This window comes from Priestia aryabhattai B8W22, assembly GCF_000956595.1.
GTDB classification, from domain to species: Bacteria; Bacillota; Bacilli; order Bacillales; family Bacillaceae_H; genus Priestia; species Priestia aryabhattai.
Genome location: NZ_JYOO01000019.1, coordinates 34,222 through 53,812, shown reverse-complemented (window position 1 = coordinate 53,812; position 19,591 = coordinate 34,222). Strand labels below are relative to the sequence as shown.

Here is a 19,591-nt window from a genome sequence, read left to right as displayed (position 1 = left end):
ACTTCCTTTTACTTCAACAGACTGAACAAAAAATCACTAAAAGGCTTTAATAAAAAAGCAATGCCGTCTCCAGGGTTGGGGATTTCCACACCGCCGTATTTTAAACTAACAATCAACATACTTACTGTGAACAAACTCCAAAAAATTCGCTTTTCTCTTTTACTTTTCACTTTTTTTAAATAAGGTATTTCTACTAAACAAACAGCTGCACAAAGTAAAAAAATCCCTAAAAATATAAGCATGTATCAACCTCAATTAGTAACCCTTCAAAAATAATGAAGGGATGTTAAAGACGCCTGTGTTTCAAAAATAGTATCACCCAAGATGGCTTCATTTATGAAAAGTAAGACTAAAGGCAGTGCAAAACCGTGTTATAATGACCAAGTTAAGCGTTATAATAGAGAAAAAACAGCATGATTACAAACAAGTAGATACATAACAAGGTAAGGATGGGAGAGAGATAGATGGCAGACGAATTCAAAAAAATGCTAGATGACAAAGAAAAGGTACAGCTTATGATCGCAGCTGTTGTCATGCTCGGAGGCCTGGTCGTTTTGTTAAAAAGCGTTGCAACGGGTCAGGCAATGGGCCAAAGATGGCTAGAAAGTAAAGGGAATGCAGACACAGATCTGTATCTTGAAACGGTAAAAAGCTACATCCACCTGTATCAAATTGTGGGTGGCGTCATGTTTGGAGGAGGCCTTCTCACGTTACTTCGTGCTAAGCTAAAGAAATAAATCGACAGCAAAATAAAAGATCATAGTCCAAAAGAAGTGTCATATCTTTTTAATAACTTAAAAAATAGTGAAAAGGAGTTATGTATGAATAATGAAGAAAATACACCGGCTTATCATCTGTTTATGATGATAGGAGCGCTTGCTATGCTGATTTTTGGTGTTGTCGGTTTCTTTATTCAGTATCCTGCTACGTTAAGTTTTGTGATGTGCATTGGCGGAAGCATCATATTTTTGCTGCATTTATTTGAATATATGAAACCTAAAAATGAACTATAGCATCTTCAAACGAGGAAATCTAGAAGCAAAGGAAGATGAGAAATGCAAAAACATCGTACGTACGAAACGCTAGTTGATCTTTATCAAAAAAGCGCTAAAATTCATTATGAAATCGATTATCGAGATAAAAAATCTGTAAGAAAAGGAAACCGAGCTGCAGAAGATATGAAAAAAATTGCGCAGCTCATTCATTTATACTATCCAGGCATGCTGTTTGAATTTTCAACACTGCTGACGGATCCTACTTATCGAATTGACCTATGGGCTGCACATCATATTTTAGAAATTATGAGCTATTCACCAATGCTTGAGGACAACGCGCTTTCCGTCATTGAACGCTACGCCGACGAAAATGATTTTACGGCTTTAGGAAATCGCATGTGGTTAGGTCAGTGGAGAGAAAAACAGCGCTAAAACCCATATAGGCAAACAAGAATAACTAAAAGGAAGATAGGTATATGAGTTTACGTACATTAAAGAATGGTATAGGCGTCACCATTCGAGAAGCAGAATCAAAAGATGCAGAGAAAATGATTGCTTTTTACAATCGAGTGGGAGGAGAAAGTGATTTTCTTTCATTCGGAGAAGGGGAGTTTCTTAGACCAGTTTCAGAGTATGAAGTGTTTTTAGCTTCTGTAAAACAAGAGCAAAATTCTCTTATAGTCGTGGCTGAAAAAGAAGAAGAAATCACTAGTATTGCATCCATCACCTCTTCCCAAAACCCGCGTAATAAGCATGTGGGTACCCTTGGTATCGTGGTAGAGAAATCTTATAGCGGGCTAGGGTTAGGAAGACAGCTAATGATTGAGCTGATTGAATGGGCACGTATGAATAAACAAACAAAAAAAATCGAACTTGTGACGCGAGAAGATAATCAAAGAGCTATTTCTTTATACAAGGAGCTAGGGTTTCAAACAGAAGGATTAAAAGAAAAAGACACCTATATAAATGGCGTGTACTATAATACAATGCTTATGGGTCTTCACTTATAAAAAGAGGCTGAGAAAAAAGTATGTTCAGTGAATGAAAATCCGAACGATGAATCGTTCGGATTTATTCATTGTTTTTTAGCATCAGCAAATGCACTCATTGCCTCGCTCATAAATTTCGCTAATCCTTTTCCGTAGCGATCGATGTTGATTGTAAATCGCTCATCTTGCACATACATCTCTCCAAGACCTTTAAAGCCTTCTAACGAATACGTTCCAAAGTTCTCATTTAAAAATTGATACCATATCGCAATAGCTTTTTGAACTTCTGTAGAGGATGGTGACAGATCACGAAGCGAAGCTAAGTGAGTGTAGATACTTTCCCATTCGTTTGACATATGCTGCTGTTCTTCTTGTGAGAAACTTTGTACTTTTTCATTCGCTTCATCTACCCGCTGATTTCCCCAGCGCTTCCGTGCTTCTTCTTCGTACGGGTTATGAGAAAAGTCCAGTCCGTTAAACCGCTCTTTTTCGTTCATTTCAATCGCTCCTTCTTCATGTTGAATCGTCTTATTAATCGTTGCAATCATTTGGTCGAGACGACTGCGTTTTTCAATCAGCATGTTTTTTTGCAGTATTAGTGCTTCTGTGCGATTAAATGTTGGATTTGTAATAATCTCGTGAATTTGTTTTAAAGGGAAGCCAAGTTCTTTAAAAAATAATATTTGCTGAAGCATATCGAGATTAGCCGGTGAATAAAGCCGGTAGCCGGATTCACTAATGCCCTCAGGCTTTAATAGCCCGATTTCGTCATAGTGATGCAGAGTGCGGACGCTGATTCCTACTAAGTCAGCAACTTCTTTTACTTTTCTGTTCATTCTTTCATCTCCTTTCTGAAATCTACTATAAAATATAACGCAGCGTAAGGGTCAATACTAAAAAAGAAATAATTGACTTTTAGTTTATATGCATTTATATTTAATTAGCATTAACTATTTATAATATGAAATAAATAAGCAAGCCTGGAGGAATAGATGTGACAAAAAGCAATCAGTATCTTGGGGAGATTCGTTCATCGCTTCAAGTGCTATTTGAAAAAATGCAGCCCGAAATGATGGAGAGTCTAAATAAGCATGAGATGACTCCTACGCAATTATTCGTTCTTTCTTATTTAAAGAAAGTAGGGAGCAGTAAGGTTTCTCAAATTGCAGAGCTAATGGATGTAAAACCGAGCGCCGTGACTCTTTTAGTGGATCGTCTTGAACAGCACAATTTTGTCCTAAGAGAACATAATAAAGAGGACAGACGAGTCGTTGATATTACCTTGACGGAATTTGGGCATCGCAAGCTTGAAGATGTGCTGAATGGTCGAAAAGCCATTATGGACCGCTACCTTTTGCATCTAACAGAAGAAGAGCTTTCTATGATGGCTTCTATTACGAAAAAGCTTGCAACATCAGCTGCTTCTTATAAAGATAAGCAGCAGTAACAAAAAAGAGGAGAGACACACGATGGAAAATCAAAAAAACTCAAAGCGCACGCTTTTATTAATTGGGTTAATTATTGCGATGTTCTTTTCTGCACTTGATGGAACCATTGTCGGAACAGCTATGCCAAGAATCGTAGGAGATCTTGGTGGTTTAAGCATGATGACATGGCTGACAACTGCCTATTTGTTAACGTCGACAACGGTTGTTCCGATTGCAGGGAAGCTCGCTGATTTAGTAGGACGCAGAGTGATTTATGTGACAGGACTTATTATTTTTATGGTCGCTTCTGCTTTATGTGGAATGGCAAATAACATGACAGAGCTTATTTTATTCCGTGCATTACAAGGAATTGGCGGCGGCGTTATGATGCCGATGGCAATGATTGTAATCGGTGATTTATTTACAGGAAAAGCACGAGCAAAGTTTCAAGGAGTATTCGGGGGAATTTACGGTCTTGCTTCTGTCATCGGTCCGCAAATTGGCGGATGGATTGTTGATTCACTGAACTGGAAATGGGTGTTTTACATCAATTTGCCGGTAGGAATACTCGCTACCGTTTTTATTGCGCTTGGACTTCAAGGAAAGAAACACACGGGACCGGTGAAATTCGATGTAGCCGGTATGTTCACCATGGTTATTGGAGTAGTAAGTTTGCTTCTTGCCCTGAGCTTTGGAGGAAAAGACTACGACTGGAACTCTTGGCAAATTATTAGTCTATTTACCCTTGCCGTTGCTGGGATCATAAGCTTTATTATTGTGGAAACGAAAGCTAAAGAACCGATTCTTCCGATGTATTTATTTAAGAACCGAACGTTTACGCTTTTAAATATCATTGGCTTTTTTATGAGCATTGGTATGTTCGGAGCCATTACGTTTGTTCCGTTCTTTATGCAAGGAATCGTTGGAGTAAGTGCCTCAGAATCAGGTACCATTATGACACCAATGATGATTTCAATGATTGTAACGAGTATTATTGGCGGTCAGCTTGTTTATAAAGTTGGTATCAAGCCTCAAATCGTTACTGGTATGCTCATTATGGCAGGAGGGTTCTTTTTGTTAACAACATTAGACCTTCACACTAGCAAGCTTGTTGCTACTTCTTATATGGCCGTAATCGGTTTAGGAATGGGTCTTGTAATGCCAATTTTAACACTTGCTCTTCAAGAAAGCTTTTCAAAAGAAGAGCTCGGCGTGGTTACATCATCAAGTCAATTTTTCCGTTCAATTGGAGGAACGTTCGGTATTACCATTTTAGGAGCGGTGATGAATGCAAAATCAGGTACGCTTCTTACTGACAAACTCGTTCCATATTTAAACTCATTGCCTGCTCAAGCAAGTGCTTTTGCAGACGGGTTTAAAAAAGCGATTGATACGAACCCTGAAAGTGTGCTGCAGATGCTGTTTAGCCCTGAGGCGCTAAAGAATATCCCAGCTGTGCTTTCAGACAGCATTGTGCCAATTTTGAAGACCTCGCTAATGAGCGCATTGCACAGCGTCTTTTTCATGGGCTTAGCTTTTATTGTTTTAGGGGCGGTATGCACATTGTTCTTAAGGCAGATCAAGCTTTCAAATAAAAAAGCCGAAGAAAAACCAGAAGAAGGCATTGCTGAAGTAGAACCATCACATTAAAAAAAGCGCACAAATTTGTGCGCTTTTTTCTATATTATTAACTAGTTGTTTCATTAGGCTTGCGAAGAAAAGGGGATTGTTTGGACGTGTCATACGAAATTTGATCAAGCAAATACGTTAAATATAAGTTCAGTTCAAAACGATCTTCCGACACAAAATCTGTAAGCGCTTGCTTATTGTCTTTCCACATGGTAATTCCTCCTTAATTTTACATACTAATGAATGGATTTAATATCAGAAAGCTGAAGGGAAACAACGGCTTCATTTTCGTCTTTTACGGATAGAATTTGCTGATGGAGATTTAAGTTGTGCACGCGGCCTTTGCACGTTTGCAACGTTCCATCTTTATAGTAAGAAACAGTTACCGTCCCACTTTTCGTTAATTCTCGTAAAAACATTCAAGAAGCCTCCTTAAAAAAGATTACCTGATTTAAAAGCCAGTCCTTTCATTTGAGATGAGCAAAAGGGAATTGTATGTACTGCAAGCTTCCCTTTATATTCTTCAACATGTATGAATAGATGAATAAAAGGTTACTAGCCCACCTATAAACTGTCCTAAATTTCAGAATATACTGTCTTTTACGTATAGTGTTTTTTAAAAGGATTAATGTTACATTTATTATGTAACATTCTGATGAGAAAGAAAACCGTTTCTACAAAACTTCTCTAAAAATTACAAAATATTCATATTCCTGTGAAGGATGTAGAATGAACAAATATGGAAGGAAACGCGTTTATAAAAAACGTAACTACAGGTTCAATTATTAATTATCTTAATACTAGTTATCAATTATATGTATTTTACTAATTTATTCTTCTCCGATAAAATGCAGGTAGACGAATTTGATAAGAATTTTCTAATGATTTATATAATTAAATTTGATATAATCTATAGGAATAATAATGTATGAAGGGAAACATCATTGATTAATTAGACACAGGTATTACATGTTGTTGAAGATGATTCGTAAAAGCATACATATTTAAATTATATATTTTTGTGAGGTGGACAGTGTTGCAACTTAAGGTAGTAAACAGCCCTTTTAATCAAGAACAAGCAGATTTGCTTAATCGCCTTCTGCCGACATTAACAGAAGCACAAAAAATGTGGTTGAGCGGTTATTTAACAGCAGCTCAATCTACGTCTGCCGAAGGAACGCCAGACGTTTCTACAGCAGCGCCTGCTCAAACGAAGCAGACAGTTTCAAAAGACGTAACGATTCTTTACGGATCACAGACAGGAAATGCTCAAGGACTTGCTGAAAATACAGGCAAAACGCTTGAAGCAAAAGGTTTTAATGTAACTGTATCTTCTATGAATGATTTCAAACCAAATACTTTAAAGAAACTTGAAAATTTATTAATTGTTGTAAGTACACATGGAGAAGGAGAGCCGCCTGATAACGCGCTATCTTTCCACGAATTTCTTCACGGCCGTCGAGCGCCAAAGCTTGAGAATTTCCGTTTTTCTGTCTTGTCGCTTGGAGACAGCTCATACGAATTTTTCTGTCAAACGGGAAAAGAATTTGATGTGCGCTTAGCAGAACTTGGCGGTGAAAGACTGTATCCGCGTGTTGACTGTGATTTAGATTTTGAAGAACCCGCAAATAAATGGCTTAAAGGTGTTATTGACGGATTAAGCGAAGCGAAAGGACACAGCGCTTCGGCAGCTGTTCCGGCGGAAGCTCCTGCAGGAACTTCACCATATTCAAGAACAAATCCTTTTAAAGCAGAAGTGCTTGAGAACCTAAACTTAAACGGCCGCGGATCAAATAAAGAAACGCGACACTTAGAACTATCCCTAGAAGGTTCAGGCTTGACGTATGAACCAGGAGACAGTTTAGGTATTTATCCTGAAAATGACCCGGGGCTTGTTGATCTTCTTCTTAACGAATTCAAGTGGGATGCAAGTGAAAGTGTAACGGTTAATAAAGAAGGAGAAACGCGTCCTCTTAGAGAAGCGTTAATCTCTAATTTTGAAATTACGGTTTTAACAAAACCGCTTTTAAAGCAAGCAGCTGAGCTTACTGGAAACGATAAGTTAAAAGCACTTGTAGAAAATCGCGAGGAATTAAAAGCATACACACAAGGTCGTGATGTGATTGACTTAGTCCGTGACTTCGGCCCATGGAACGTATCGGCACAAGAGTTTGTAGCCATTTTACGCAAAATGCCAGCGCGCCTTTACTCGATTGCAAGCAGCTTATCAGCAAACCCTGATGAAGTTCATCTAACAATTGGAGCTGTACGTTACGAAGCGCATGGGCGCGAGCGTAAAGGTGTTTGTTCAGTCCTATGTTCAGAACGTTTGCAGCCAGGCGATACGATTCCTGTATACCTTCAAAGCAATAAAAACTTTAAGCTCCCTCAAGATCAAGAAACGCCGATTATCATGGTAGGACCTGGTACAGGTGTGGCTCCGTTTCGCTCATTTATGCAAGAGCGTGAAGAAACAGGAGCAAAAGGCAAGTCATGGATGTTCTTTGGAGATCAGCACTTCGTAACAGACTTCCTTTACCAAACAGAATGGCAAAAGTGGTTAAAAGATGGCGTACTGACAAAAATGGACGTGGCGTTTTCACGTGATACAGAAGAAAAAGTATACGTACAAAACCGTATGCTCGAACATAGCAAAGAATTATTCCAGTGGTTAGAAGAAGGCGCATCTTTTTATGTGTGCGGAGATAAAACAAATATGGCACGCGACGTGCACAACACGCTAGTTGAAATTATCGAAACAGAAGGCAAGATGAGCCGTGAACAGGCGGAAGGTTACCTTGCTGAAATGAAGAAACAAAAACGTTATCAGCGTGATGTATACTGAGGATTGAAAGGAGATTTTCAACATGGTAAACAAAATTTTAAAAGCGCCCGAAGGTCCTCCAAGTGACGTTGAGCGCATAAAAGATGAAAGTAATTATTTGCGCGGTACATTAGGAGAAACAATGCTAGACCGCATTAGCTCAGGTATTTCTGAAGACGATAATCGTTTGATGAAGTTCCACGGAAGCTACTTGCAAGATGACCGAGATCTGCGTAATGAACGTCAAAAACAAAAGCTAGAGCCAGCTTACCAATTCATGCTTCGCGTCCGTACGCCAGGCGGTGTTTCAACACCAGAGCAGTGGCTAGTGATGGATGATTTAGCACAAAAATACGGAAATGGAACGTTAAAGCTGACGACTCGTCAGGCGTTCCAAATGCACGGAATTTTAAAGTGGAACATGAAGAAAACGATTCAAGAAATTCATGCTTCTTTATTAGACACAATTGCAGCTTGCGGAGATGTAAACCGTAACGTAATGTGCAATCCGAATCCGTATCAGTCAGAAGTACACGCTGAAGTATTCGAATGGTCAAAAAAATTAAGTGATTACTTATTGCCTCGTACAAGAGCGTACCACGAGCTTTGGCTAGATGAAGAAAAAGTGATTAGCACACCGGAAGTGGAAGAAGAAGTGGAACCAATGTATGGTCCGCTATATCTGCCAAGAAAATTCAAAATTGGCGTAGCTGTTCCGCCGTCTAACGATATTGACGTGTATTCACAAGACCTTGGCTTTATTGCCATTTTAGAAGACGAGAAACTTGTTGGATTTAACGTAGCAATCGGCGGCGGTATGGGTATGACGCACGGAGATAAAGCAACTTACCCTCAGCTTGCAAAAGTAATTGGATTCTGTCGACCTGACCAAATTCTAGAAGTAGCGGAAAAAGTCATTACGATTCAACGTGATTATGGAAACCGCTCTGTGCGTAAAAACGCGCGTTTTAAATACACGGTTGATCGCCTTGGATTAGAAACGGTAAAAGAAGAGCTTGAGAATCGTCTGGGCTGGAGCTTAGACGAAGCAAAAGCTTATCACTTTGATCATAACGGAGACCGCTACGGCTGGGAAAAAGGTGTGAAAGGAAAATGGCACTTTACTCTTTTTGTTCAAGGTGGACGTATTGCTGACTTTGAAGACTATAAGCTTATGACGGGTCTTCGTGAAATTGCAAAAGTTCATAGCGGTGATTTCCGTTTAACGGCCAATCAAAATTTAATTATCGCGAACGTATCAACTCAAAATAAAAAGCAAATTAGTGACCTTATCGAACAATATGGATTAACTGACGGCAAGCATTATTCGGCTCTTCGCCGCAGCTCATTAGCTTGCGTATCGCTTCCGACTTGTGGGCTTGCGATGGCAGAAGCTGAGCGTTATCTCCCAGTTCTTCTTGAGAAAATTGAAGCAATTGTAGATGAAAACGGCCTTCGCGATAAAGAAATCACTATTCGTATGACGGGCTGTCCTAACGGCTGTGCACGTCCTGCTTTAGGTGAAATTGCTTTTATCGGTAAAGCACCGGGCAAATACAATATGTATCTTGGAGCAGCATTTGATGGCAGCCGCTTAAGCAAAATGTACCGTGAAAATATCAGTGAAGAAGAAATTTTAAACGAACTGCGCGTCTTACTTCCTCGCTACGCAAAAGAGAGAGAAGAAGGCGAGCACTTTGGTGACTTTGTCATCCGCGCTGGTGTAATCGAAGCTGTAACAGACGGCACGAATTTCCACGCATAATACGTATGAAGGGACCTTTCTAAACTTACAGAAAGGTCCTTTTTTCTATTTTAATATTCTCTAACAAATACAGCTACTCCAAATACCCCCAATCTTTCAGCGGTAATTTGTTCAAAGCCGTGATCAAGTAAACAATGTGCTGCACTTCGGTAGCGCTGACCTTGAGCTAACAAGCGTCCGCAAGGATTTGCGCTGCCGATTACTGTTGCTTCTACGACAGTACGAGGAGCTTGTCTATCCAAAGGATTCCGCTCCCACAGAATTGTCACCACATCCGGAGGACGCGGGATAGATACATTACCTGTGTGTTCATGCATAGCCATCACCTCCTTACCCTATAGTAAATGCAAAAAATGACAGACTGCTTGTACACACGCTGATTTTTAGTAAAAAAGGCGTTCAACTATGCCTAACTTAACTAATTTCATAGCAATAAGGTGATGAATAGAAACGGCTGGTAGAAAAAAAGAATGCTATAATGTAAAAGAAAGGAATTTTCATCAAGGAGGGAGAAACATGCACCAAAAAAGAGTAGCGGTTATTACAGGGGGAGCAAGCGGAATTGGCAAAGAAACTGCCTTAAAGTTTGCACAAAAAGGAGACGCGGTGGTCATTGCTGATTATGATGAAGGAAAAGGAAAAGAGACTCTTCAAAAAATTGAAGAAGCTGGTGGCCACGCTTTATTTGTGCAAACGGACGTCACCAAGTTTGAAGAAGTGGAAGCACTGATTGAGGAAACGGTGAACAAATTTGGACGAATTGATGTGATGTTTAACAATGCAGGGATTGGACGCCCTACATCTATTTTAGATCAAGACCTAGAAGAATATCACCGTATTATTAATGTGAATCAGCACGGCGTTACATATGGAATTATGGCAGCGGGCAGGAAAATGAGAGAGTTAGGTATTAAAGGCGTCATTATTAATACGGCATCTATTTTTAGCTTCTTAGCTTCACCCGGTACCTATGCTTATCACGCAACAAAAGGAGCTGTTGTGATGATGACAAAGTCAGCTGCGCTAGATCTCGCTAAATACGGTATTCGCGTCGTCGCCGTTGCGCCAGGGTTTGTTGATACGCCTATTATTCAAGGCTATAAAGACAACGGTATGATTGAAGGAATGAAAGCGAAAACGATGAGCAGAGAGCTCACTACACCAAAACAAATTGCAGATATGGTTTATTTGCTTTCTTTAGAAGAAGCGGGAGCTGTAAACGGCAGCGTCATCATGGCTGATGATGGGTATGCGGCATTTAAAATAAAATAAAAAAAGGATTACTTTTAAGAAAAGAATCCTTTTTTTTACTATGTAGGAGGCAGGGAGCTATATACAAACGTATCGTGAGCTTTTCCGTTTTGATACATATAGTTTTTTAACACTCCTTCTTGTTGAAACCCGAGTTTTTCAAGCACGTGCTGAGATGCCTTGTTTTCAAGAAACACAACAGCTCCAATTCGCACTAGCTGAAGGATATCAAATCCATAAGCCATAGCAGCCGAAGCTGCTTCCGAAGCATAGCCGTGCCCCCAGTACTTAGGGTGTAGATCATAGCCAATTTCCGCCCGCTTATGCTTTTGGTTCCACTGATTAAACCCGACTGTTCCCATTAATTCCCCCGTATCGAGCCGTTCAATTCCCCAGCGCAAACCTTTTTGATTTCTGTAATTCTCAGCAAAAATATCAATTAGCACTAAAGCTTCTTGGAAAGTTGTTAATTTTTCTTGCCCGTAATATTTGATAACTTCTTCCTGAGAAAAGCAGTCAAAGATAGTATCTGCATCCGCTTCTGTTATTTCACGCAGTTTAGTGCGAGGTGTAGAAAGAATAGGAAACATATTTTTCTCCTTTCTATTTTATATAGAAAGATTTCGGCAGCTTGGAAAAAATCCCTTTTATTTTATTTTTCTGTTATAAATTAAGTAGAGATATGAGCTAAATGACTAGGAAAAAGATAGGAACAGCTTCTAAATAACGCAAACAATTTTTATGTAAGGGTAGCAAAAACAGTATACTAAAAAAACAAATAGGACTAGCTGCACGTTTAGCAGCTAGCTTTCCTGTAGCAAAGAACCTATTTTTTGGTTAACTGATTGCGATCTTCAATTTGAGGAGGCTCTTCAAGCCATCCGTTTTGAATCATAATTTTTCCGCCTTCTTTTGCCAAACTGTAAATGTCTTTTGCAAGCTGGAGCATCTTTAATGGCAAATCACTTCTTAAACTAAAGGCTCCTCCTAAGGCGTTACTCCCCAGACCGAACGTACTCAAAAGACTCGTATTGTACATCATCAGCTTATCTGAAAAAGGAGGAACGGTTGAATTCGTCGCTTTTCCAGCATGAGTAGCCGGAGGTTCTATGTAGCTATGGCGTAAAATATCACCTAATTCTGTTTCAATTTTCTTCGAAAGCTTCATACCCCTGACAAAATGCTGCTGTGCCTCTTTGTTGTTGGCCACTTGAGCAAAACCAATCATCAGCTGCATTCCTACAAGATTTGTATCAACAGCATGTTGAATAAGTGACACTTCAATGGTATTCAACGATCTTTTTTCGCTAAACCAGCTCAATCCGCCTATATAATTTTGCGCATGGACAAAATGAACTTCCTTCGGCATAGAAACGTATGGGGGTTTTGCGATGACACCCGTTTCTAACAATACTTGTGTGGATTGATTGTATATGTCCTGTGCTTCTGCTGTTGCATCTACAAAGAAATTCCGTATATCTTCTCGGTAAGACATGGTCGAATGCAAAGCAAACAGTCCTGTTTCAATTTGAGACATTAAGCGTATATACATAACTTCAAACATATGGTCGTATAGCTTAGGAACTCCTACATTCACGTCATCTTTCGTAAAACCAATTGGGATAACAGCGCCTTCGTTCTCAAATATTTCTTTTATTTGCGCTACACTTTTTAAAGATCGGCTGTAATATAGCTCAAAAAGTTCTTTGTAATCCTGTTTATCTTCCAGAAAATATTCTAAGAACCTCAAAATCATCGTTTTTTCCTGATAAGTCATCCATAAGTTAGCAAGCTCTGAGGACGTGAGCGGCGGAAGTTTTGATGTGCTCATTGTACACATTCCTCCTGAAAATAGTGATAGGTAAATATGTATAGCTTCCTTAGTATTGCTTTTATTTATAGGAATATTCTTCTTTTTAATTTATTGAAAGACCTCAGTAGCGGTTATTATAGTAGGATAATTGAAGGGAATAAACCTTACCAATAAGTCAGTTGTAGGATAACTGATATGAATAAAACTAAGTTTTTCTATTACTTTAAATAATTTGACAATTGTTGTTATTCTTACTATTATGGAAACATAAGTTTTACATATATTGCTAGAGTTCAGCAACACATTCTAGTAGCACTATAAGTAAGGAGCTTACGATGAAGCACATTGTCCAAGCAACAGATCATCCTAGAACGAAAGACACGTTAAAAGAAGATTTACGCAGGTTAGGCATCACACAAGGGATGACTATCATGGTTCATTCTTCACTATCTTCATTAGGGTGGGTAAACGGAGGTTCAGTAGCCGTTGTTCAAGCTTTAATGGAGACTGTGACAGAGGAAGGAACGATCGTGATGCCGTCACAGTCGGTCGATCTTTCGGATCCATCGGAATGGGGCAATCCGGCTGTGCCAAAAGAGTGGTGGGAAACTATTCGGGAAACGATGCCCCCGTATGATCCAGTGTACACACCAACAAGCGGGATGGGACAAATTGTGGAAACTTTTCGAACATATCCTGACGTAAGAAGAAGCAGCCATCCAATGTATTCATTCGCCGCTTGGGGAAAGGACAGCGAAGACATCTTAAGAGATCATCCCCTTGAATTTAGTTTAGGCGAAAATTCTCCTCTTGAAAGGCTTTACAAAAAACATGCCTTTGTTTTATTATTAGGTGTCGGGTTTGGGAATAATACTTCTTTTCATCTAGCAGAATATCGGATTCCATATCGAAACGTGATTCAAAAAGGATCTCCAGTTATGGATTCAGGAAAGCGAGTATGGAGGACGTATAAAGAATTAGAGTTTCGAGAAGAGCTGTTTGAAGAGATAGGTGAAGCGTTTATTGAAGCAAAAGGAATAAAAGCTGAAAAAATCGGTTCAGCACGTGCATACTTCTTTTCAATGCCTAAAGCCGTCGATTTTGCTGAAACGTATTTGAAAGCGCTATAGTGAACGGTTGTATGCTTTCTAAGTTGTCTGTATATCAGACAACTTGAAGTGAGACAAACAAGAGTCGCCGACACGTTCAGACGTTATATTAACAAAGCGCGGCAGTCGTTTAAGCAAGATAGTTTACTTTTTATGTTTCTTGTTTCATAATGGCACTTGTCTGTGAATTTATTCAGTCAGGTTGTCTTACAATTATGGAGATAAAAAGCAAGTGTTAAATAAATTCATTAAAAAATTTAAATGTATAGAAAAAAAGGAGAGAATACAATTATGTCACTACGTGATCAAGCACTACATATGCATCAAGAAAAACAAGGTAAGTTAGAAGTTAAATCAAAAGTTGAAGTTCAAAACGCTCAAGATTTAAGCTTAGCTTACTCTCCGGGAGTAGCAGAACCTTGTAAAGAAATTCATGAACATCCAGAAACGGTGTATGATTACACAATGAAAGGAAACATGGTCGGCGTTGTGACAAATGGTACTGCTGTTCTTGGTCTTGGAAACATCGGACCTGCGGCTTCACTTCCCGTTATGGAAGGCAAAGCAATTTTATTTAAAAGCTTTGCAGGCGTAGATGCATTCCCAATTACACTTGATACAACAGATACAGATAAAATTGTTGAAACTGTGAAATTAATGGCTCATACATTCGGAGGCATTAACTTAGAAGATATCGCAGCTCCACAGTGTTTTGAAATTGAAGAGCGCCTGAAAAAAGAAGTAGATATTCCTGTGTTCCATGATGATCAGCACGGTACAGCGATCGTAACAGTAGCAGGACTTGTAAATGCACTGAAAATTGTCAATAAATCAATGAAAGACTTAAAAATCGTCTTAAACGGAGCAGGAGCTGCTGGCATTGCCATTACAAAGCTTCTTTATTCTTACGGCGTACGTGACATGATTATGTGTGATACAAGAGGTGCTATTTATGAAGGCCGCTCTCAAGGTATGAACAAAGTGAAAGCCGAAGTGGCTTCGTATACAAACGTAAACAAAGAAAGCGGTACGCTAAGCGATGTAATTAAAGGCGCAGATGTATTTATCGGTGTATCTGCAGCAGATGCATTATCTCAAGAGATGGTTAAATCAATGAATGAAGATGCAATTATCTTTGCGATGGCAAATCCTAATCCAGAAATCAAGCCAGACGCTGCAAAAGAAGCAGGAGCGGCTGTTATTGGAACAGGTCGTTCAGACTTCCCTAACCAAGTAAATAACGTTCTTGCATTCCCTGGAATTTTCCGCGGTGCGTTAGACGTTCGCGCTACTCATATCAACGAAGAAATGAAAAAAGCTGCTGTTGAAGCAATTGCAGCCCTTATTACAGAAGAAGAGCTAAACGCAGATTACGTTATCCCTGGACCATTTGATCCTCGCGTAGCGCCAGCTGTAGCAGAGTCTGTAGCAAAAGCGGCAATGGATTCAGGTGTTGCCCGTATTACAATTGATCCAGCGCGTGTAAAAACACATACAGAACAACTAACAAAAATCGAAAACTAATAATGGCTAAAAAAGCCCTTTGAAACGCTGTTTCAAAGGGCTTTTTATGTTAAAGACCTGCTGTAACCCCAGTGAAATCTAAACGTAACACCATTTCATCTCCCGTATGATGTACAATAAAGAGAAAAGAACCCAGGTTTTGTATCATAAAGGGAGGAACAAAGATGTACACCGTATTTTCAACATTTAATGTACCGGATGAAAAAGCTGAAGAAGTGATTGGAATTTATAAAAATCGTTCAAAATCAGTTGACGAGGCGCCAGGATTCGTAGACTTTCTACTTCTTCAAAACGATAAGCGAGCAGGGGAGCTCACCGTTCAGCTTACATTTGATACGAAAGAGAATTATTTAAGCTGGGTACGAAGCGAAGATTTCAAGCGTATTCATGATTTAGAGAAAAAGTACCCTGATCAAGAACTGGCAGCCGTCATCCCAAAAGTTTCTCAGTACAAAGTGGTGGCACGATGAGTTCACTTCCCGTTAATAAGATCGTTGAAAGAGTAACGGAGAAAATCTACGAGTTAGAACCTTCTTTGCTCGAAAAATTCGGAGAGCGCGGCAAAGAAAGATGCCATGAAGATAATCATTATCATATGAAGTATCTTGAGACAACATATAAGTTAGACAACCTGCAAATTTTTACGGACTATGCCTTATGGTTAAACAATTTACTCACAAGCCGAGGCATGAAAACACAGCATATTATTGATAATTTTAATTTTATACAAGAAGCGCTGTTTGAACTAGATAATTATGGTGATACACAAGTACAGGCGTATGTGACTTACTTAGAAGAAGCGAATCATATACTGAAGCAACAGCAGCTTTAAAAAGAGGCTAGGACAAAAATGTTTTAGTTGCAAGGAAATCCGGACGGGTTTGATTCTTAATAGAGAATTCAACCCGTTCGGATTTTTTCATTGGTAGGGTGAACGTAGGTTTTCTGTATGTAAATGCTTCTAACTGTTGGTTTAGTTATATTTCACTCTCTTTTTTTGTTTTACATATGTATAAAGGTGGAAATAAAAAAAGAAAAAGGAGAATACATATGCAAAAACAGCTAACAAAAGGAATCCTGTCCTTAGTCACTCTATGTATGATTGGAAGTGCGGCAGCTTGTTCAGGTGAACCAGCTAACAAGACAAAATCTGATAATCATAAAGCAGAGGAAAAACCTATTGAAGACCGTCAAGAATTAACAAAGCTACAGCAGTATTCCAACGACCCAGACATTAAAAAGGGGAAAGAAGAAGATTTTGACTTGATCGGTACGTTAAAAAAAGACGCTGAAAAAGAAATGACGCTGAATATTGATGATCAACTCGTTAAAGTACCAAAAAGCTCTGGGATGGAAGTGGAAGGCTCACAGCTAAAAGATATGCTTAATAAAGAAGTAGAAGCTGAAATTGACGCAGCTAAACAAGAAGCAATTAGTATTGAATTAACTCCAAAAGCAAAAGCAGATAAAGATGGCGTGTATGAACAAGATGGAGACGAACGTAAAATTGTGGGTATTTTTATAGAAGAAAGTAACAAGCATATAGCGGTAAAAGTGCCAAGCGGCAAAAAAACGTATCAAAAAAGCACTGACTTTGAAAAAGAAGAAAAAGGCAGTTTAAAAGAAAAGACGGTATACCTTGAAATCAACTCAGCTAACGAAGTAGAAAGTATAGAAAAAGAAAACCGTGAATAAATAAAGCTACACTTCTTCTTTCCCTCCTTGCTCTCTTGACTTTTTGAACTGTGTCACTTAACGTTACAGTAGAGAAAGAAAAAAGGTGGTTTATGGAAGATGAACAGTGAATTTACCATTGCCGTGCACAGCTTAGTGTTCCTAGCAAATTTACCAGATCACCGAGCAAGCAGTGAATCGATTGCTTATAACATCTGTACCAATCCTGCACGGGTTCGGAAAACAATGAGTACACTCAGAAAAAACAACTTGGTTCGGACAAAAGAAGGGCTAGGCGGGGGTTATACTTTAGGCTGCAGCCCTGCTGAAATAAGTCTTGGGCTGATTTATCGAGTTATATCGACTGGAACGCTGAAGCCTCACTGGTGCAGCGGCGACCCTGACGCTGACTGTATTGTAAAATCAAACATTCAAACAGTGATGGACGACATTTTTACAGAGAGTGAGCAAAGCGTAATTAGGCATTTAGATCAAATTACGATCGAAGACGTGCTGAAAAAAGTTAGAACTGCTCATTAAAAAGCACCTTGCATGAGCAAGGTGCTTTTGTTATGACTCTTTGGAAGCGGCTGTTTCAGCCGCTGCTGCTTTTAAGCCGTCATTTACTTTTCTTCCATTCTCTAAATACTCCGTTTTGAAGCCGCTTTTTAAAGCCCATGTGTAGAAGAGAAGAGAAACAACAACAATAATGCCCATATCCCATCCATATTTAATAACATTAAGGCCGCCAAACTTTTCGCTTCCAAGCCAAGAAATAGTCATCATACAAAGTAAGTATACAACCATCCATACGCCGCCTTTGAAGTTCTGTCGAAAGCCTTTCCATTTAGCCTTTGCTTGATAATAAAAATAAATAGGAAGGCCGATTAAAATAATAAACAAAACTTGTCCAGTTAGCGGCCAGCGCGCCCAATATAAGGTTAAAGAAGCAAAAATAAAACCGAGCGGCGCAATGATGCTCAATCCTTTTAAACGAAGGGGACGATATAAATCGCTGCCAGTTCGTCTTAGCGTCATAACCGTAACAGGACCTGTAATGTAAGAGATAAGCGTAGCGACTGAAATAATTTCAGCAAGTACGCCCCAGCCCCGAAATAAAAACAAAAAGACAAGAGCAACAGCTAAGTTAAAAAACATGGCTTGACGCGGAACACCATAAATCGGATGAAGGCGTCCTAGAACGCTTGGCAAATATTTATTTTGTTCCATACCATAAATCATTCGAGCAGTAGTAGCTGTATACGTAATACCTGTTCCAGATGGTGAAACAAACGCATCTGCATACAGGACAATGACAAGCCAGTTAATGTTAAGCGCAATGGCTAAATCTGCAAACGGAGAGTTGAAATTTAAATGACTCCATCCCTTCGCAATATCAGAAGGATTTACTGCACCGATAAAAGCAATTTGAAGAAGCAAATAAATGACTGTAGCCACTAAAATTGAGCCTACTACTGCAATCGGAATAGAGCGGCCCGGATTTTTTGCTTCTCCTGCCATATTAATAGGGCTTTGAAAACCGTTAAAAGCAAACACAATCCCAGACGTAGCGACTGCTGTTAGCACACTAGCCCAGCCGTTTGGTGCGATGCTGCTTCCAGAAGTGAAGTTCTCGCCGTGAAAGCCTACAAATAAAAGTGCTCCGATTGTAAGTCCTGGTATAACAATTTTAAAAATAGTAATTAACGAGTTGGCTTTGGAAAATAGTCCAACTGTCCAATAATTCAGTAAAAAGTAAATAATCAATAGCACAGTAGCGATAGCTAATCCTTCGCCAGTTAACGTTCCTTTTTCTACGAGGTGGCTTGTCCACTGTGCCCACTTCCAAGGCCACGAACTCATATACTGTACAGAAGCTACTGCTTCGACTGGAATAACGGATACAATCGCAATCCAGTTTGCCCACGCAGCAATAAAACCAATAAACGAACCGTGTGAGTACTGCGTATACTTGACCATCCCGCCGGCTTCGGGAAACATGGATCCTAATTCACTGTAAGAAAGTGCAATAAATAAAATAACGACCATTCCAATGACCCATGATAAAATAGCTGCCGGCCCTGCAATTTGAGCTGCTCGCCACGCTCCAAATAACCAGCCGGAACCAATAATTGACCCAAGGCCCGTCATGGTTAACGCGAATGTTCCCATTCTTCGATGTAAATTGTTCATCTGACTAACACCTTTCATGTAAAATAAGTCTTTCATTCAAACGTTGTTGCTTTATTATTATTATTCTGAAATCTTTTGCTGTCAACTTTTGTCGTTACATGAAGTTCTTAATACCTATTGATTTCCAGTTATGCAGGACAGCTATCCTCAACCTTTCTGTCATGGCAATTAAAGCGCTTTACTTTCTTTTTCATCCTACCAGAAACCCTACAGAAATAGATAAAAACCGACAAAAAGTTATCAAGTTCGTATCTTATGCACTAGCAATATGAAAAAATTAGGGGATAAGTGGTAGTTATATTCCCTGAAATTGTGAAGAAAAAACAGGCTTCATAATAAATCCCCTTTTGAATAGCGGGATAAATACCTTCAAAAGGGGTAAGAATTGGCTTTTTGGG

The 19,591-nt window shown here is 39.3% G+C and carries 23 protein-coding genes; 15 read left to right on the top strand and 8 right to left on the bottom strand.

Annotated elements, in window-relative coordinates; translation table 11 throughout:
- Positions 1 to 8: 8 nt before the first annotated feature.
- Positions 9 to 242 (bottom strand): hypothetical protein, encoded by a 234-nt coding sequence (locus tag N178_RS15705; RefSeq protein ID WP_045293357.1) that lies wholly within the window; start codon positions 240 to 242, stop codon positions 9 to 11.
- Between the two features lie 222 nt (positions 243 to 464).
- Here N178_RS15705 and N178_RS15700 point away from each other — a divergent pair, with 222 nt between their 5' ends.
- From N178_RS15700 to N178_RS15685, 4 genes are all read left to right on the top strand, one after another.
- Complete coding sequence (locus N178_RS15700; RefSeq protein WP_016764777.1) at positions 465 to 737, top strand: hypothetical protein; 273 nt, start codon at positions 465 to 467, stop codon at positions 735 to 737.
- An 84-nt stretch (positions 738 to 821) separates the two neighbouring features.
- Complete coding sequence (locus N178_RS15695) at positions 822 to 1,013, top strand: hypothetical protein (protein ID WP_014459359.1); 192 nt, start codon at positions 822 to 824, stop codon at positions 1,011 to 1,013.
- A 42-nt stretch (positions 1,014 to 1,055) separates the two neighbouring features.
- Positions 1,056 to 1,427 (top strand): hypothetical protein, encoded by a 372-nt coding sequence (locus N178_RS15690; protein ID WP_045293355.1) that lies wholly within the window; start codon positions 1,056 to 1,058, stop codon positions 1,425 to 1,427.
- 44 nt (positions 1,428 to 1,471) lie between these two features.
- On the top strand, positions 1,472 to 2,005 hold the full coding sequence (locus tag N178_RS15685) for a GNAT family N-acetyltransferase (RefSeq protein ID WP_045293353.1): 534 nt from the start codon (positions 1,472 to 1,474) through the stop codon (positions 2,003 to 2,005).
- A 65-nt stretch (positions 2,006 to 2,070) separates the two neighbouring features.
- On the opposite strand, the gene N178_RS15680 is transcribed toward N178_RS15685, so the two are convergent.
- Positions 2,071 to 2,820 carry a MerR family transcriptional regulator gene (locus N178_RS15680; RefSeq protein WP_045293351.1) on the bottom strand — a complete coding sequence of 250 codons (750 nt, stop codon included), beginning with the start codon at positions 2,818 to 2,820 and terminating at the stop codon, positions 2,071 to 2,073.
- Between the two features lie 158 nt (positions 2,821 to 2,978).
- Between N178_RS15680 and N178_RS15675 the strand changes: the two genes are divergently transcribed.
- Both N178_RS15675 and N178_RS15670 read left to right on the top strand, forming a co-directional pair.
- Positions 2,979 to 3,431 carry a MarR family winged helix-turn-helix transcriptional regulator gene (locus tag N178_RS15675; RefSeq protein ID WP_045293349.1) on the top strand — a complete coding sequence of 151 codons (453 nt, stop codon included), beginning with the start codon at positions 2,979 to 2,981 and terminating at the stop codon, positions 3,429 to 3,431.
- Between the two features lie 22 nt (positions 3,432 to 3,453).
- Positions 3,454 to 5,061 carry an MDR family MFS transporter gene (locus N178_RS15670; RefSeq protein ID WP_045293347.1) on the top strand — a complete coding sequence of 536 codons (1,608 nt, stop codon included), beginning with the start codon at positions 3,454 to 3,456 and terminating at the stop codon, positions 5,059 to 5,061.
- A 37-nt stretch (positions 5,062 to 5,098) separates the two neighbouring features.
- Here N178_RS15670 and N178_RS27080 read toward each other — a convergent pair whose 3' ends face one another.
- Positions 5,099 to 5,251 carry a hypothetical protein gene (locus N178_RS27080; protein WP_013057796.1) on the bottom strand — a complete coding sequence of 51 codons (153 nt, stop codon included), beginning with the start codon at positions 5,249 to 5,251 and terminating at the stop codon, positions 5,099 to 5,101.
- A gap of 25 nt (positions 5,252 to 5,276) precedes the next feature.
- On the bottom strand, positions 5,277 to 5,459 hold the full coding sequence (locus N178_RS15665) for a YolD-like family protein (RefSeq protein WP_045293346.1): 183 nt from the start codon (positions 5,457 to 5,459) through the stop codon (positions 5,277 to 5,279).
- Between the two features lie 617 nt (positions 5,460 to 6,076).
- On the opposite strand from N178_RS15665, the gene N178_RS15660 reads away from it, so the two are divergent.
- Both N178_RS15660 and cysI read left to right on the top strand, forming a co-directional pair.
- On the top strand, positions 6,077 to 7,885 hold the full coding sequence (locus N178_RS15660; protein ID WP_045293344.1) for an assimilatory sulfite reductase (NADPH) flavoprotein subunit: 1,809 nt from the start codon (positions 6,077 to 6,079) through the stop codon (positions 7,883 to 7,885).
- Between the two features lie 22 nt (positions 7,886 to 7,907).
- A complete protein-coding gene (gene cysI / locus N178_RS15655) occupies positions 7,908 to 9,629 on the top strand; it encodes an assimilatory sulfite reductase (NADPH) hemoprotein subunit (RefSeq protein ID WP_045293342.1) in 1,722 nt (573 codons plus the stop codon).
- Positions 9,630 to 9,679: 50 nt separating this feature from the next.
- Here cysI and N178_RS15650 read toward each other — a convergent pair whose 3' ends face one another.
- Positions 9,680 to 9,946 carry a hypothetical protein gene (locus N178_RS15650; protein ID WP_045293340.1) on the bottom strand — a complete coding sequence of 89 codons (267 nt, stop codon included), beginning with the start codon at positions 9,944 to 9,946 and terminating at the stop codon, positions 9,680 to 9,682.
- 199 nt (positions 9,947 to 10,145) lie between these two features.
- Between N178_RS15650 and N178_RS15645 the strand changes: the two genes are divergently transcribed.
- Positions 10,146 to 10,901, top strand: a complete 756-nt coding sequence (locus N178_RS15645; protein ID WP_045293338.1) for an SDR family NAD(P)-dependent oxidoreductase — start codon at positions 10,146 to 10,148, stop codon at positions 10,899 to 10,901.
- A gap of 38 nt (positions 10,902 to 10,939) precedes the next feature.
- Here the strand turns inward: N178_RS15645 and N178_RS15640 are convergent, their stop codons facing one another.
- Together N178_RS15640 and N178_RS15635 are read right to left on the bottom strand one after the other, a co-directional pair.
- Positions 10,940 to 11,470 carry a GNAT family N-acetyltransferase gene (locus N178_RS15640; protein ID WP_045293336.1) on the bottom strand — a complete coding sequence of 177 codons (531 nt, stop codon included), beginning with the start codon at positions 11,468 to 11,470 and terminating at the stop codon, positions 10,940 to 10,942.
- A gap of 236 nt (positions 11,471 to 11,706) precedes the next feature.
- Entirely contained in the window at positions 11,707 to 12,711 is a 1,005-nt protein-coding gene (locus N178_RS15635) for a DUF3231 family protein (protein WP_045293334.1), read from the bottom strand.
- Positions 12,712 to 13,028: 317 nt separating this feature from the next.
- Here N178_RS15635 and N178_RS15630 point away from each other — a divergent pair, with 317 nt between their 5' ends.
- The 6 genes from N178_RS15630 (at position 13,029) to N178_RS15605 (ending at position 17,540) form a co-directional block, all read left to right on the top strand.
- Positions 13,029 to 13,823 carry an AAC(3) family N-acetyltransferase gene (locus N178_RS15630; protein WP_045293328.1) on the top strand — a complete coding sequence of 265 codons (795 nt, stop codon included), beginning with the start codon at positions 13,029 to 13,031 and terminating at the stop codon, positions 13,821 to 13,823.
- A 270-nt stretch (positions 13,824 to 14,093) separates the two neighbouring features.
- Positions 14,094 to 15,326 carry an NADP-dependent malic enzyme gene (gene ystJ / locus N178_RS15625; protein WP_013057787.1) on the top strand — a complete coding sequence of 411 codons (1,233 nt, stop codon included), beginning with the start codon at positions 14,094 to 14,096 and terminating at the stop codon, positions 15,324 to 15,326.
- A 164-nt stretch (positions 15,327 to 15,490) separates the two neighbouring features.
- Positions 15,491 to 15,796: an antibiotic biosynthesis monooxygenase family protein gene (locus tag N178_RS15620; RefSeq protein ID WP_013057785.1), complete on the top strand. Its 306-nt coding sequence runs from the start codon at positions 15,491 to 15,493 to the stop codon at positions 15,794 to 15,796.
- Positions 15,793 to 16,158, top strand: coding sequence for a hypothetical protein (locus N178_RS15615; protein WP_045293326.1), 366 nt, complete (start codon positions 15,793 to 15,795; stop codon positions 16,156 to 16,158). The genes N178_RS15620 and N178_RS15615 overlap by 4 nt, the downstream gene beginning before the upstream one ends.
- A gap of 218 nt (positions 16,159 to 16,376) precedes the next feature.
- Positions 16,377 to 17,021, top strand: coding sequence for a hypothetical protein (locus N178_RS15610; RefSeq protein ID WP_045293324.1), 645 nt, complete (start codon positions 16,377 to 16,379; stop codon positions 17,019 to 17,021).
- A gap of 99 nt (positions 17,022 to 17,120) precedes the next feature.
- Entirely contained in the window at positions 17,121 to 17,540 is a 420-nt protein-coding gene (locus tag N178_RS15605; RefSeq protein WP_028414393.1) for an Rrf2 family transcriptional regulator, read from the top strand.
- Between the two features lie 30 nt (positions 17,541 to 17,570).
- Here the strand turns inward: N178_RS15605 and N178_RS15600 are convergent, their stop codons facing one another.
- Complete coding sequence (locus N178_RS15600; protein ID WP_025751143.1) at positions 17,571 to 19,193, bottom strand: APC family permease; 1,623 nt, start codon at positions 19,191 to 19,193, stop codon at positions 17,571 to 17,573.
- Positions 19,194 to 19,591: the final 398 nt, after the last annotated feature.